Annotated in this window: 17 protein-coding genes; 11 read left to right on the top strand and 6 right to left on the bottom strand. The window is 60.0% G+C overall.

The window, feature by feature from the left end; translation table 11 throughout:
• From AC1RP7_RS19885 to AC1RP7_RS19895, 3 genes are all read left to right on the top strand, one after another.
• A partial coding sequence (locus AC1RP7_RS19885) for a hypothetical protein (protein ID WP_493184000.1) occupies positions 1 to 181 on the top strand: 181 nt, incomplete at its 5' end.
• A gap of 27 nt (positions 182 to 208) precedes the next feature.
• Positions 209 to 1,096: a threonine/homoserine exporter RhtA gene (rhtA, locus tag AC1RP7_RS19890; RefSeq protein WP_057713888.1), complete on the top strand. Its 888-nt coding sequence runs from the start codon at positions 209 to 211 to the stop codon at positions 1,094 to 1,096.
• A gap of 169 nt (positions 1,097 to 1,265) precedes the next feature.
• On the top strand, positions 1,266 to 1,547 hold the full coding sequence (locus AC1RP7_RS19895) for a hypothetical protein (RefSeq protein WP_090456987.1): 282 nt from the start codon (positions 1,266 to 1,268) through the stop codon (positions 1,545 to 1,547).
• 14 nt (positions 1,548 to 1,561) lie between these two features.
• Here the strand turns inward: AC1RP7_RS19895 and AC1RP7_RS19900 are convergent, their stop codons facing one another.
• Positions 1,562 to 2,122: a TetR/AcrR family transcriptional regulator gene (locus AC1RP7_RS19900; protein WP_218494496.1), complete on the bottom strand. Its 561-nt coding sequence runs from the start codon at positions 2,120 to 2,122 to the stop codon at positions 1,562 to 1,564.
• Between the two features lie 93 nt (positions 2,123 to 2,215).
• On the opposite strand from AC1RP7_RS19900, the gene AC1RP7_RS19905 reads away from it, so the two are divergent.
• Positions 2,216 to 2,944, top strand: coding sequence for an SDR family oxidoreductase (locus AC1RP7_RS19905; RefSeq protein ID WP_057713885.1), 729 nt, complete (start codon positions 2,216 to 2,218; stop codon positions 2,942 to 2,944).
• Positions 2,945 to 2,982: 38 nt separating this feature from the next.
• Positions 2,983 to 3,573: a 2-hydroxychromene-2-carboxylate isomerase gene (locus AC1RP7_RS19910; RefSeq protein ID WP_057713884.1), complete on the top strand. Its 591-nt coding sequence runs from the start codon at positions 2,983 to 2,985 to the stop codon at positions 3,571 to 3,573.
• Between the two features lie 108 nt (positions 3,574 to 3,681).
• Here the strand turns inward: AC1RP7_RS19910 and AC1RP7_RS19915 are convergent, their stop codons facing one another.
• The 5 genes from AC1RP7_RS19915 to AC1RP7_RS19935 form a co-directional block, all read right to left on the bottom strand.
• A complete protein-coding gene (locus AC1RP7_RS19915) occupies positions 3,682 to 5,490 on the bottom strand; it encodes a M24 family metallopeptidase (RefSeq protein WP_493181020.1) in 1,809 nt (602 codons plus the stop codon).
• A gap of 65 nt (positions 5,491 to 5,555) precedes the next feature.
• Complete coding sequence (locus AC1RP7_RS19920; protein ID WP_057713882.1) at positions 5,556 to 6,713, bottom strand: cysteine desulfurase family protein; 1,158 nt, start codon at positions 6,711 to 6,713, stop codon at positions 5,556 to 5,558.
• Positions 6,714 to 6,919: 206 nt separating this feature from the next.
• Positions 6,920 to 7,534, bottom strand: a complete 615-nt coding sequence (locus tag AC1RP7_RS19925) for a LysE family translocator (protein ID WP_493181021.1) — start codon at positions 7,532 to 7,534, stop codon at positions 6,920 to 6,922.
• A gap of 101 nt (positions 7,535 to 7,635) precedes the next feature.
• Positions 7,636 to 7,905: a hypothetical protein gene (locus AC1RP7_RS19930; protein WP_057713880.1), complete on the bottom strand. Its 270-nt coding sequence runs from the start codon at positions 7,903 to 7,905 to the stop codon at positions 7,636 to 7,638.
• A 117-nt stretch (positions 7,906 to 8,022) separates the two neighbouring features.
• Positions 8,023 to 8,394 (bottom strand): antibiotic biosynthesis monooxygenase, encoded by a 372-nt coding sequence (locus AC1RP7_RS19935; RefSeq protein WP_493181022.1) that lies wholly within the window; start codon positions 8,392 to 8,394, stop codon positions 8,023 to 8,025.
• Positions 8,395 to 8,490: 96 nt separating this feature from the next.
• Here AC1RP7_RS19935 and soxR point away from each other — a divergent pair, with 96 nt between their 5' ends.
• The 6 genes from soxR (at position 8,491) to AC1RP7_RS19965 (ending at position 12,460) form a co-directional block, all read left to right on the top strand.
• Positions 8,491 to 8,946 carry a redox-sensitive transcriptional activator SoxR gene (soxR, locus tag AC1RP7_RS19940; protein ID WP_090456997.1) on the top strand — a complete coding sequence of 152 codons (456 nt, stop codon included), beginning with the start codon at positions 8,491 to 8,493 and terminating at the stop codon, positions 8,944 to 8,946.
• Between the two features lie 126 nt (positions 8,947 to 9,072).
• Positions 9,073 to 9,531 carry a VOC family protein gene (locus tag AC1RP7_RS19945; RefSeq protein WP_493181023.1) on the top strand — a complete coding sequence of 153 codons (459 nt, stop codon included), beginning with the start codon at positions 9,073 to 9,075 and terminating at the stop codon, positions 9,529 to 9,531.
• 289 nt (positions 9,532 to 9,820) lie between these two features.
• Entirely contained in the window at positions 9,821 to 11,023 is a 1,203-nt protein-coding gene (locus AC1RP7_RS19950; RefSeq protein WP_057713876.1) for a PepSY-associated TM helix domain-containing protein, read from the top strand.
• Positions 11,020 to 11,562, top strand: a complete 543-nt coding sequence (locus AC1RP7_RS19955; RefSeq protein WP_493181024.1) for a PA2404 family protein — start codon at positions 11,020 to 11,022, stop codon at positions 11,560 to 11,562. Before AC1RP7_RS19950 ends, AC1RP7_RS19955 begins: the two co-directional genes overlap by 4 nt.
• Positions 11,559 to 11,888, top strand: coding sequence for a hypothetical protein (locus AC1RP7_RS19960; protein ID WP_057713874.1), 330 nt, complete (start codon positions 11,559 to 11,561; stop codon positions 11,886 to 11,888). Before AC1RP7_RS19955 ends, AC1RP7_RS19960 begins: the two co-directional genes overlap by 4 nt.
• Complete coding sequence (locus AC1RP7_RS19965; RefSeq protein ID WP_493181025.1) at positions 11,885 to 12,460, top strand: DUF6162 family protein; 576 nt, start codon at positions 11,885 to 11,887, stop codon at positions 12,458 to 12,460. Before AC1RP7_RS19960 ends, AC1RP7_RS19965 begins: the two co-directional genes overlap by 4 nt.
• The last annotated feature ends 35 nt before the right edge of the window (positions 12,461 to 12,495 follow it).

Consider the following 12,495-nt stretch of genomic DNA (forward strand, 5'->3'; position numbering starts at 1 on the left):
GTTTACCAAGGAGTTTTCCGTTTCGACTGCGCCGGAAGTGGGGCGAATTATAGACACCTGGAATCTGCCGTCAAGCATTGATTTAGGTTTTCTATCGACATGTGCAAAAACACTGCTTATATATAGACGCGCCTGCAAGGAATGCGCAGTATATTGCCCAACACAAATAGAAACGCCCTGATTCCTATATTTCGGACGATGCCACGTAATGAATGACCAGCCTCGCAGCCTAGCCTCTACCCTGTTCTCGGTTGGGCTGCTGCTCATAGCCATGGCATCGATCCAGTCCGGAGCCTCCCTGGCCAAAAGCATGTTCTCCGTTGTCGGTCCTCAGGGGACGACAACATTACGACTGATTTTTGCCAGTGTGATCATGATGCTGATACTGCGTCCATGGCGGGCAAAATTCACTGCAAAGTCCCTGCGCACCGTCATCGTCTACGGAATGGCGCTGGGCGGCATGAACTTCCTCTTCTATATGTCGTTGCAAACCGTCCCGCTGGGCATCGCGGTGGCGCTTGAATTCACCGGCCCACTGGCGGTGGCGATCTACGCCTCGCGTCGCGCGATCGACTTTTTGTGGATTGCCCTGGCTGCCGCAGGCTTACTGTTACTGATACCGACGGGAGAAACGACCACCGGCATCGATCTTGTAGGCGCCGGTTATGCCTTGGGCGCAGGGGTCTGCTGGGCACTGTACATTTTGTTCGGTCAAAAAGCCGGGGCCGACAATGGCGTGCAAACCGCCGCGCTGGGAGTAATGATCGCTGCGCTCTTCGTAGCCCCCATCGGTATTGTCCATGCAGGCTCGGCTCTGCTGAGCCCGTCATTGATCCCTATAGCCCTTGGCGTCGCCATCCTGTCCACAGCCCTCCCCTACACCCTGGAGATGGTCGCGCTGACCCGCATGCCGGCCAGAACCTTCGGCACACTGATGAGTATCGAGCCAGCCTTCGGCGCGCTATCTGGCTTGCTGTTCCTTCATGAATACCTCTCGCTGTCACAATGGATGGCAATCATGTGCATCATTCTGGCATCCGTCGGTGCCACCATGACCATGAGCACTAGCACCAGACCAGCCGTAGCGGCGGATTGAAAGCAGATATGAAACGGCTCTGGTATTTGCCGCTCAATTAGGCCATGTTTAGCCCCGCACCCCAGTGTCATGACATGGACCATTTCAGATAGGGATATCGGTACGCGTCAAGCGAAAGTGAAAGCGGCCAAACCCGGGCACAAGATCCGGGGACGCTATAAGGACAGTAATGAAACGATTTTTGATGCTGATCGCCGTACTTGCAATTGCGGGCTGCGCAGCGACTTCGGAAACACAGATCAAGCACGGTAAGAAAGGGCTGCACATCAACTGTTCCGGACTGTCTTCGTCCTGGGACAAGTGCTACGCCAGCGCCGCCAATTCCTGCGCCCCCAAGGGATACAAGGTCATTGCCAAGTCGGGAGATTCAGTGGAAGAGCCCGGCGATTACCCGTTTGGCCTCAATCCTGCGGGTTATACCAGCCGCAGCATGATTGTCATCTGCAAATAGGCAGGGCCGTCGGGTCAGGTTCTCGGGCTTGCGATCTGACGGCCAATTTCCTCGTAGCTGGAGTTCAGCACTGTGCGCTGGATATCCGGGCTAGCCAGCATGCGCGCTACGACCAGCGCGCCAATACATTGCGACAGAATCGCCCACGCCAGGCTGTCGCTTTGCAGAATACCCGCCCAACTTTCCTGAAGCCGACAAATCCAGTGCTCTGCCTGTTGACGGACAGTCAGGTCGGAACGGGCAATTTCCGCCCCCAATGCCGGCAATGCACAACCGGTTTCCGGATTCTCGACGTGAGACATACTCAGGTACTGCTTCAAGCAGCGCTCAAGCTTGTCACGGTCCTGTCCCTCCCCCAATCGCGCCAGGCTTTGCCCCAACTCGCGCTCGACAATGCTGGCGAACAACTCGTCTTTCGACGAGAAATGGCTGTAGAAGGCGCCGCCACTCAAGCCAATCGCTTTCATCAGGCCGTCCACGCCCACCGTTGAAAATCCGGACTTCTTGGCCGATACCGCACTGCTTTCCAGCAGCCTTTGCCTGGTTTCCAGCTTGTGACTGGCCGAATAACGCATTGCCTTTCTCCCTAGCTTGCTCGCCTTGACGTCTGTCGAATCATAGCATAACGTTCGTTTAGTTAACGATCGTTTACCAAAAGGGATCTACCCATGAATAACAAGAAGGTCGTTCTTATCGTCGGTGCAGGTGATGCCACGGGTGGCGCCATTGCCAAGCGTTTTGCCCGGGAGGGTTTTGTCACCTGCGTTACCCGCCGCAGTGCGGACAAGCTCCAGCCGCTGGTGGATGCCATAAAGGCCGATGGTGGCGAGGCCCACGGTTTCGCCTGCGACGCCCGCAAGGAAGACGACGTGGTCGCACTGGTCGAGCAGATAGAAAGCGAGATCGGCCCTATCGAGGCATTCGTGTTCAACATCGGCGCGAACGTGCCGTGCAGCATTCTCGAAGAAACCGCCCGCAAGTATTTCAAGATCTGGGAAATGGCCTGTTTTTCCGGTTTTCTCAATGCGCGTGAAGTGGCCAAACGCATGGCCAAGCGCCAGCGGGGCACGATCCTGTTCACCGGCGCCACTGCAGGCCTGCGTGGCGCAGCCGGCTTCGCCGCATTTGCCGGTGCCAAGCACGGCATTCGTGCGCTGGCGCAAAGCATGGCCCGAGAGCTCGGCCCCATGAACATTCACGTTGCCCATGTCGTCGTCGACGGCGCCATCGATACCGATTTCATCCGCGACAGCTTCCCCGAGAAATACGCGACCAAGGATCAGGACGGCATCCTTAACCCCGAACACATTGCCGAGAATTACTGGTACCTGCACAGCCAGCCCCGCGACGCCTGGACTTTCGAACTGGACCTGCGCCCCTGGAGCGAACGCTGGTAATTCCCCCCACACACAACAACAAGACGAGCGCCTTGAACATGAGCAAAACCGTGGAGTTCTACTTCGACCTCGGCAGCCCCGCCACCTATCTGGCCTACACCCAGCTACCGAAGATCTGCGCGCAAACCGACACCCGGTTGATCTACATTCCGCTCTTGTTGGGCGGAGTGTTCAAAGCCACCGGTAACGCCTCTCCGGCGACTGTCCCGGCCAAAGGCCGCTACATGTTTGAGGATCTGGACCGCTACGCCAAACGCTATGGCGTGCCTCTGAAATTCAATCCCCACTTCCCGATCAACACCTTGATGCTCATGCGCGCCGTAACAGGCATGCAGTTGCGCCACCCTGAACGCTTTGCAGCTTTCATCGATTGCCTGTTCAAGGCCATATGGGTCGAGGGTCGCAGCCTGGATGAACCGGCAACCGTCGCGGCAGTGCTCAGCGAAAACGCTTTCGATCCGCAAGAGGTGCTGGCCCTGACCGCCGATGAAGAAGTAAAAGCCCTGCTCAAGGACAACACCGAAAAAGCCGTTCAGCGAGGCGTATTCGGAGCCCCAAGCATGTTTGTCGACAATCAGTTGTACTTCGGCCAGGATCGACTGGACTTCGTGCTCGAAGCCTTGAGCTGAATCTCGACCACCAACCGCCCCTTCGCCGCCCTATGGCTCAGGCGCTGGATAAAGCGCCTGAGCTGCACATAAACAAACAGCTACGCCGGAACCAATAGCAGCTCCCGATCAGATAGCCGCCGTGCGGGTATTGAGCCACTCCAGCGCGGCACCTTCGACCAACGGACTCAAGCGCTCGCGCACTTCGGCGTGGTAAGCGTTGAACCACTGCTTCTCGTCCTCGGACAACAGCGAAGTTTCCAGGCAGCGCGTGTCGATCGGGCACAGGGTCAGTGTTTCGAACTTGAGGAACTCGCCGAATTCGCTTTTGCCCGCCTCACGGTTCATCGCCAGGTTTTCAATGCGCACACCCCAACGACCCGGACGATAGGTGCCCGGTTCAATGGAGGTGATCATGCCGGGTTGCATCGCGGTTTGCGGGGCTGGCGCGGCCTGATAAGCAATGACTTGCGGACCTTCGTGGACGTTCAGGAAGTAACCGACGCCATGACCGGTGCCGTGACCGTAGTCGACACTTTCCGCCCAGATGGGCGCACGGGCGATGGCATCGAGCAGCGGCGACAGAATGCCTTTCGGGAACTGCGCGCGGGACAAGGCAATCACACCCTTGAGCACGCGGGTGCAATCGCGTTTTTGCTCATCGGTCGGTGTGCCCACCGCAACCATGCGCGTGATGTCGGTGGTGCCGCCCAGGTACTGGCCGCCGGAGTCGATCAGCAGCAGGCCGTCCCCTTCGATCACCGCGTGTTCTTCTTCGGTGGCATGGTAGTGCGGCATCGCGCCATTGGCGTTGAACGCGGCAATGGTGTTGAAACTCAGAGACACATAATCCGGACGGCGTTCACGGGCCGCGGTGAGTTTTTCGTCGATGGTCAGTTCGGTGATGCGCTCGCGCCCCAGCGCCGAATCCAGCCAGGCAAAGAATTCGCACAGTGCTGCGCCGTCCTGTTCCATGGCCTGACGGATGTGTTCGGCATCGGCCAGGCTTTTTTGCGATTTGGCCAGGGTGGTCGGGTTCAGGCCTTCGATCAGGTTCACCCCGCTGTCGAGGTTGTCCAGCAAGCCCGCCGTGACCCGCGCCGGATCGACTTGCAGGCTCGCGCCGCTCGGTACGGCACGCAATGCAGTAGCGACTTCGCTGTAATCGCGCAAGGTCACCCCGTCCCGTTCGAGGATGGCGCGCAGTTCGGCGCTGACTTTGCTCAAGGCGACAAACAGCGTGGCCTGTTGCTGATTGATCAAGGCGAAGGAAACAAACACCGGGTTGAACGATACGTCGCCGCCACGCAGGTTGAACAGCCAGGCGATATCATCGAGGGTGGCGATGAAATGCCAGTCGGCACCCCGCGCCTGAAGGGTTTCACGCAGTTTGGCGAGTTTTTCGCCACGGCTGACGGTCGCCTGTGGTGGCAAGTGCTGATAGATCGGTTCGTTCGGCAGGCCTGGGCGGTCGCTCCAGACGCCGCTCAGCAGGTCGATGTCGGTGCGCAGGCGAGCGCCACGCTCTTCCAGTTTACCGCCCAGGGTCCGTGCCGAAGCCACGGCCATGACCGCGCCATCGACCGCGACAACGCCACCCTCGGGGGTTTGCTCGGCCAGCCATTCCAGTGGTCCGGGTTGACCCGGTTGCAGCTTGACCAGATCAATGCCGCTGCCGTTGAGCTCCTTGGTCGCCTGCTCCCAGTAACGGCTGTCGGCCCAGACGCCGGCAAAATCCGGGGTCACGATCAGGGTCCCGACCGAACCATGGAAACCCGACAACCACTGGCGCCCCTGCCAGTAACCCGGCAGGTATTCGGACAGGTGCGGGTCGGCCGACGGCACCAGCAAGGCGTGAATGCCCTCCCGGCTCATCAGTTCGCGGGTTTGCGCCAGGCGCTGGGGCACCGATCCATTGATCGAAAGCTGCGTATTCATCGTGTCTCCTGCTAACCACTTCATCATTATTGTTGAGTGCCGATCAATGTCGGCGCTTCGTCGCCCTATTGCCAGAATGCCGGAGCACTGGCGCAGGCTGCCTTGATCAGTTGAACCGCCTGGTCGATGTCCTGCTCGGTGGTGAAACGCCCGAGGCTCAAGCGGATGGTGCGACCGGCCGAGCGGGCATCGTGCCCCAGGGCCAGCAGTACATGGGATGGGGTATTGCTCGCGGAATTGCAGGCCGAGGTCGCGGAAAACGCGATCGAGGCCAGCAACGCCGCCGGGTTGAACTCGCCTTCGTCGAAGGTCAGGCTCAGGGTATGGGGAATGCGCCGGGTCGGGCTGCCGTTGAGACGCACGCCGGGAACGCTCTGCAATTGCTCGAGCAAGCGCTCACGCAAACGCACGATGGTGGCTTTCTCTTCATCGAACGCAGCCGCCGCCAGTGCAAAGGCCGCGCCCATGGCCGCGATCTGATGGGTCGCCAGCGTGCCGGAACGCAAACCGCCCTCATGCCCGCCGCCATGGATCTGCGCCTGCAAACGCTGTTGTGCACGCGGACCGACGTACAACGCGCCGATGCCCTTGGGGCCGTAGAGCTTGTGCGCGGAAAACGACATCAGGTCCACCGGCCACAGTGCGAGGTCGATCGCCACTTTGCCCGCGCCCTGTGCGGCGTCGACATGGAACAACGCCCCGCGATCACGCACGATCTGACCGATGGCGGGAATGTCGTTGAGGGTGCCCAGTTCGTTGTTGACCAGCATCAGCGACACCAGGAAGGTGTCTTCGCGCATGGCTTCGCTGACTGCTTGCGCCGTGATCAGGCCCTCGGCGTCCGGCGCCAGATAAGTCACGGCTACACCGGCATCCTCCAGTTGCCTGGCGGTATCGAGAATGGCCTTGTGTTCGATCTGGCTGGTGATGATATGGCCCCCGCCAATGCGGCGGGCTTGGGCCACGCCTTTGAGCGCGAGGTTGTTGGATTCGGTGGCGCCGGAGGTCCAGACGATCTGCCCGGGTGTCGCGCCGACCAGTTCGGCGACCTGGCGTCGCGCCTGTTCGACTGATTGCCGGGCCTGCTGGCCGAAGACGTGGGAACTGGAAGCAGGGTTGCCGAAATTGCCGGTAAAGCCCAGACACTCGATCATCACCTTGATGACCCGCTCATCCACCGGCGTGGTGGCGGCGTAATCGAAATACAACGGACGTTTATTCATAAAAGACTCGCAGAGCGTGTTCCGGGATCAGGAAGCTCGTGACTGCAAACGGCAAAGCGCAGCCTTGTGAGCTGCGCGCGGTTTTCAGAACGTTACCAATACCTGATCGGATGCCGTTAAAGAAGAATTACTTCATTTAAAAGTGCGTAGGAACGCTCCTGAAAAGTCAGCTTAACAGGCATCGGGCAACCGGTTGAAGCAATGCGTCAGCTAAAGCTTTCGAGTATCAGCGGATACAGCGAACCCACAAGCAGCGCGGCCATGCCCCAATTGAACAGGCGCAGCCAGCGGCGATCCTTCAGAAGATTGCGCAACAGCGTGCCGCAAGCGGCCCAGACACCCACGCTCGGCAGGTTGATGATCGCAAAGACGGCCGCGATCACGATCACATTCGTGAAGTATCCCTGCATCGGCGTGTAAGTGCTGATAGCGCCGATGGCCATGATCCAGGCTTTGGGATTGACCCACTGGAACGCGGCGGCACCCAGATAGCTGATCGGTTTCGCCTCGCCCTGCTGGCTCTCCGACATTGGCCCGGAATGGGCGATTTTCCACGCCAGATACAGCAAATACGCCGCCCCCACATAACGCAGCACGGTGTAGAGCAAAGGGTAGGTCTGGAACACCGCGCCAAGGCCAAAGCCGACCGCCACCACCAGTACGAAGAAGCCACAAGTGATGCCGAGCATGTGCGGAATCGTGCGGTTGAAGCCGAAGTTCACCCCGGAGGCCAGCAACATGGTGTTGTTCGGGCCGGGCGTGATCGAGGTGACGAGGGCAAACAGGGCGAAGCCCAGCAGCAGGTCGAGTGAGAGCGTCATGGGTGGCAGTCCGTCAGGGTCGGTCAGGTGTTGACCCTATCGCACACCTTCGGCGAAACCCATGGACAGTTACGCGAAACTTGGAGCAGTACAGTTTCGCCTCAGCTCGGACGACCGTGAAGCTGTACAGATCGCCCGACGTTCATTTCACCCTGGTTGTCGAAACCGAACGACTTTTGCGGCTGACCGAGCAGCTCGGCTTTTTTCGCGTGGTACTCGTCGAAGGACAGTCCGCGGCGGTTCAGCGCTTCCAGTGCCAGTTCCTTGCTTTCTTCAGCCGTGTAAGGCCGAAGCTCAGGGGAAACATGGCTGGCACATCCGGCGAGTACGGAGACGGCGAGCATCAGCAAAGTGGCGATCATCGGTTTCATTTCTGGCGTCCTGGCGACTGGGTTCGAGGCAATGAACACAGGCTACCCGCGCCTCCCGGGCAGCAGAAATCAACGCTTTCAATAGTGGCTATCAAGAAATGGCGATCATTGCCCTTGTCAGCGCCAGCCCACCAGGCTGCAGTGCAATGCATTGTCGTGGCTGCGCTCCAGGCTGTGCAGGACCTGGAACGAGCCGAAGGTCACGGCCTTCGCCTGATGGGCGCGGATCAACTGCCAGAAATCCTCTTCGCCGCTTTCAAAGGACCGGAACGCAGCCTCCCCGGCTTCGCGGGTTTGCCATTGCAGATAATTGAGTACCCGCCGGCCATCATCGCTGGCCTGGATGCTGGCACTGAGAAAGCCGCGGTGCTGCCGGGCCAGATGTTCGGTCTGCGCCGACAATGCCAATACCAGCGCGGGTTGTTGATGCGGCTCGATCTGGAACTCGATCAGTTGAGTAAAGCTGCGATTGTTCTCTGAGGCTTGCATGAAATGTCCCCCACTCACATGTAAGGCGAATCTTGCGATCCGAAGGTGTGCAGGGTAAAACCTCAAGTTAACTAGAGGTCAAGAGGCAATTTTTAAATGATCACCCCGGAAAACCTGCACAAGGAACTTACCGTTGGCCAAGTCGCGGCGCGCAGCGGTGTGGCGGTCACGGCGCTGCACTTCTATGAGTCCAAGGGGCTGATCAAGAGCAACCGCAATCAAGGCAACCAGCGCCGCTATCCCAGGGAAGTGCTGCGACGGGTGGCCTTGATCAAGGTTGCCCAGCGCCTGGGAATTCCTTTGGCGGAAATCGGCGAAGCCCTCAAGTCACTGCCCGACAACCGGGCGCCGACGGCGGCGGACTGGAAAATGCTGTCGGCGCAATGGAGCCGGGAACTGGATGAGCGCATCAACCAACTGACCCTGCTGCGCGATCGCCTCAACGGCTGCATCGGGTGTGGTTGCCTGTCGATGGAGGCTTGTCCATTGCGCAACGCAGGCGATGTGCTGGGAGAGCGCGGGCCAGGAGCGCACTGGTTGGAGCCAACTTGATGGCACTTGAATGGCGCTGCTGCTCGTCGGGCACTCGGTGAGGCGAAAGAGGCTGGCCTATATTTATTCGGTCGTACAACGGCACAGGTACTTTCCATTCACAAAACAACAACAGGGAGTTCCATCATGAGCGTCAAACCCATTCCAGAGGGGTATCACAGCGTCACCCCCTATCTGGGCATCAACAAAGCCGCCGAAGCCATCGCCTTCTACAAAAAAGCCTTCGGCGCCATTGAAATCATGCGCCTGGACATGCCCGATGGCGGTGTCGGCCACGCGGAACTGCGCATTGGCGATTGCCCGATCATGCTGGGCACGCCATGCGATCAAGGACCGTTGAGCAACCCGGACAATTCGCCGTCCGTGGGTCTGCATTTGTACGTGACGGATGTCGACAAGTCCTACAAACAGGCGATCGATGCCGGCGCAACCGTCGTATCGGAGGTCAAGGATCAGTTTTACGGCGACCGTTCAGGGACCTTGAAAGATCCCTACGGGCACCTGTGGTTCCTGGCCACGCACAAGGAAGACCTGACCCAGGAACAGATCGAGCAACGGGCCAACGAGATGTTTGCCCAAGGTTGATATCTTTGGTGCTGGAGCGGGCCTCTTCGCGAGCAGGCTCGCTCCCACAAGGGTCCCGTCTTCAGCAGCACCGCCGACATGCCAATCACTTGCGCAAGCAAGCCCGCCCGCGACCTGTCGACAATGAGAAACATTTTCTTTCATTTCCCCTTTCGGGATTTCCCCTGCTCATCCGTCCTACTTAGATGCAGTCCTTTCGCGTAGGCAAAAGCCACGACCGGACCTTCTGGGCGCTCATCCCTGCGAAGCCCGCAGCCGAGCTGCCTCTCATCCAGGCAAGACCTCCAACATGTCAAAGAAGTCCCGTTCAAAAATCTGGTTCCTGGTCCATAGCTGGCTGGCATTGCCGATCTGGTTTTTCGTGCTGATCGTCTGTGTAACCGGAACCCTGGCCGTCATCAGTCAGGAGATCGTCTGGCTGGCCAACCCGCCAATGCGCGCCAGCCAGCCCTCGGACGACGCCCCGCTACTCAGTTATCAGCAGGTCATCGAGGCCATCAACAAGGCCGAACCGCAGACCGTGGTGCAGAGCATCAGCCGCCCCGACGAGTCGCATTTCGCCCTGGATGTCGAAGTCAGCTACCCCGACGGGCGCTCGGTGGTGATTTATGTCAATCCGTACAGCGGCGTGATCCAGGGTGTCGCGCCGGAGTTCAACTTCCGCGCCTTCACCCGGGCGCTGCACGGCTGGTGGCTGGTGCCGTTCACCAACGGTTACAGCTGGGGCTGGTACCTGGTGTCGTTTCTCGGCTTGCCGCTTCTGGCATCGCTGGTCACGGGGCTGGTGGTCTACAAACGCTTCTGGAAAGGCTTTTTTCGGCCAACCCTGCGTATTCGCCACGGCGCGCGGATTTTCTGGGGCGACTTTCACCGTTTGAGCGGCATCTGGTCGATCTGGTTCATCGCGGTGATTTCCATCACCGGCACCTGGTTCCTGATCCAGGCATTGCTGTTCGATAACCAGATTTCCATTTCCACGGAAAAGATCATCCCGGCGATGTCCCGCGAAGCGGTGCCGCTGTCAGCCGATGGCTCGCCCCCGCCGCGTATCGACCTTGATCGCGCGATTGAAATCGCCACGCAGAAAATCTCCGGGCTGGAGGCCAGCTTTGTCAGCTTGCCGGGCAATGCCTACAGCCACCTGGATGTCGGCGGACGCGGTTGGTATCCGTTGATGTTCCAGACCGCCACGATCAACCCGTACAACGGCGAAATCGCCGCCTCGCGCCTGATCTCGGACCGTTCGACCCTGGAGTTCGTCACCGAGTCCATGCGCCCGCTGCACACCGGCGATTTCGGTGGCCTGTGGATCAAGCTGATCTGGGCGTTCTTCGGCCTGTTGCTGAGCATGATGGTGCTCAGCGGTCTGTTGATCTGGACCAAACGCACGGCACTGGCCACGGCCAATGCCTTCAAGCGCAGCAACAAAAAACAGCGTGGCACCGCGGCGCAACCGGTCACGAACAACGAACCCTCGGAGGCCCACCTGTGAGCAAAGTCATTGCGGCCTCGCAACCCTCGCGCCTGCACGTGTTCTGGCACAAATGGCGCTTTCATCTGAACGTCCTGTTACTGCTGATTCCCCTGGGTTTCATGCCCAAGTACTTCGCCGACGAGGCATTGATGCGCGGCGACAGTGGCCTTGGCGAACGGGAGGTCGGCGAAGTCCGGGTCGGTCCCTGGAGCCTGCGCCTGGCGGAATTGCGCAACGCCGCGCCCATGCTCGACGGCCCGGCCGGTTACATGAAAGGTTTCAACGCCGCGTTGTGCGAGGCCTGCATCGGCCAGGTCAAGGCCACTTACCTGCGTATCGGCAAGCCCCGCAGCCTGCGCGCCGCCGGGGTGATTTTCTTCGGCACCCCGTACCGCATGGGTGCCTCGCTGCCCGTCCCGGAAAAGACCACGGCCGACGCCGAACTGTGGATCACCATGGAAGGCTGGGACGGCGCCATGCATCAGGCATCCATTCCTTTGACCCAGGCCTCCCCCGCCACCATCGCCTGGCTGAACAAACAAGGAGGCAAACCATGATCACCCCTCTTCGCCCGCTCAACGCCGTGTTGCTGGTGCTCTGCGCCGGCTTCAGCGCCGCCGCCCTGGCCCACAATCCGATGTGCGAATGCAAGGCCATCGACGCGGAGCAGATCAAGTGCACCGGCGGTTTTTCCGACGGCAGCGGCGCTCCTGGCGTGACCCTCGATGTGATCGGCTACGACGAAACCATCCTGGTGCCGGGCAAGCTCGGGCCTGATTCGACCCTGACCTTCAAGAAGCCCGGCGCCGAGTTCTATGTGCTGTTCGATGCCGGCCCCGGTCACGTCGTGGAAATCGACCAAGCGGACATCGAGGCACCATGAGCACTCCAACGACCCAAGTCGTGCGCCCGGCCGGGGCCGGTCATGAAACCCTCTATGTTCTGCTGCTGTGCCTGACGATCCTGGCGGTGGCCGGCTCGGTGGTGCTCTGGCGCGGTGAATCCCATGAGGTGAGCAGCGTCAGCAGCCATCAACTGGATGCGCGCCGTGACCTCAGTGCATCCGAGCAAGGTATCTACGCCGATTTGCGGGTGACGCTGGACGAGATCCATTTGCTGCGCCAGGAACAGCAAGCGCTGCCGACACCCGAGTTGCTGGCCGAGGAAGGGTTTGCCCCGTTTGCCCGGGACGCCAGCTCCGTCAGCCGGGGTGGCCATGCCTGGCAAATGCTCGACGCCAAGGCCTATTTCGGTCAGAGCCAGAAGCCGACGGTCGCCGGTTCGTTTCTGCTGCGCCTGAGCGCAACCGCCGACGCTGCACCGGACATCTGGCTCAACCGCACCAGCACGCTCACGGCACCGACCGACCTCAGCGATGCCGCGCTCGAAAGCGCCGGCTGGCAGCAGGTCATCGCGCAATTCGATGCCGGTGTGACCCGCCAGCACCGGCACTGAACCCTCGCCTTTTTCCGAGAGAAGACCGCTTTCCC

This window comes from Pseudomonas sp. GW822-FHT01E03 (assembly GCF_058802985.1).

Excerpts from the sequence above, each read along its gene's own strand:
- rhtA (WP_057713888.1), top strand. The coding sequence starts at position 209 with ATGAATGACCAGCCTCGCAGCCTAGCCTCTACCCTGTTCTCGGTTGGG.
- AC1RP7_RS19895 (WP_090456987.1), top strand. The coding sequence starts at position 1,266 with ATGAAACGATTTTTGATGCTGATCGCCGTACTTGCAATTGCGGGCTGC.
- AC1RP7_RS19900 (WP_218494496.1), bottom strand. The coding sequence starts at position 2,122 with ATGCGTTATTCGGCCAGTCACAAGCTGGAAACCAGGCAAAGGCTGCTG.
- AC1RP7_RS19905 (WP_057713885.1), top strand. The coding sequence starts at position 2,216 with ATGAATAACAAGAAGGTCGTTCTTATCGTCGGTGCAGGTGATGCCACG.
- AC1RP7_RS19910 (WP_057713884.1), top strand. The coding sequence starts at position 2,983 with ATGAGCAAAACCGTGGAGTTCTACTTCGACCTCGGCAGCCCCGCCACC.
- AC1RP7_RS19915 (WP_493181020.1), bottom strand. The coding sequence starts at position 5,490 with ATGAATACGCAGCTTTCGATCAATGGATCGGTGCCCCAGCGCCTGGCG.
- AC1RP7_RS19920 (WP_057713882.1), bottom strand. The coding sequence starts at position 6,713 with ATGAATAAACGTCCGTTGTATTTCGATTACGCCGCCACCACGCCGGTG.
- AC1RP7_RS19925 (WP_493181021.1), bottom strand. The coding sequence starts at position 7,534 with ATGACGCTCTCACTCGACCTGCTGCTGGGCTTCGCCCTGTTTGCCCTC.
- AC1RP7_RS19930 (WP_057713880.1), bottom strand. The coding sequence starts at position 7,905 with ATGAAACCGATGATCGCCACTTTGCTGATGCTCGCCGTCTCCGTACTC.
- AC1RP7_RS19935 (WP_493181022.1), bottom strand. The coding sequence starts at position 8,394 with ATGCAAGCCTCAGAGAACAATCGCAGCTTTACTCAACTGATCGAGTTC.
- soxR (WP_090456997.1), top strand. The coding sequence starts at position 8,491 with ATGATCACCCCGGAAAACCTGCACAAGGAACTTACCGTTGGCCAAGTC.
- AC1RP7_RS19945 (WP_493181023.1), top strand. The coding sequence starts at position 9,073 with ATGAGCGTCAAACCCATTCCAGAGGGGTATCACAGCGTCACCCCCTAT.
- AC1RP7_RS19950 (WP_057713876.1), top strand. The coding sequence starts at position 9,821 with ATGTCAAAGAAGTCCCGTTCAAAAATCTGGTTCCTGGTCCATAGCTGG.
- AC1RP7_RS19960 (WP_057713874.1), top strand. The coding sequence starts at position 11,559 with ATGATCACCCCTCTTCGCCCGCTCAACGCCGTGTTGCTGGTGCTCTGC.
- AC1RP7_RS19965 (WP_493181025.1), top strand. The coding sequence starts at position 11,885 with ATGAGCACTCCAACGACCCAAGTCGTGCGCCCGGCCGGGGCCGGTCAT.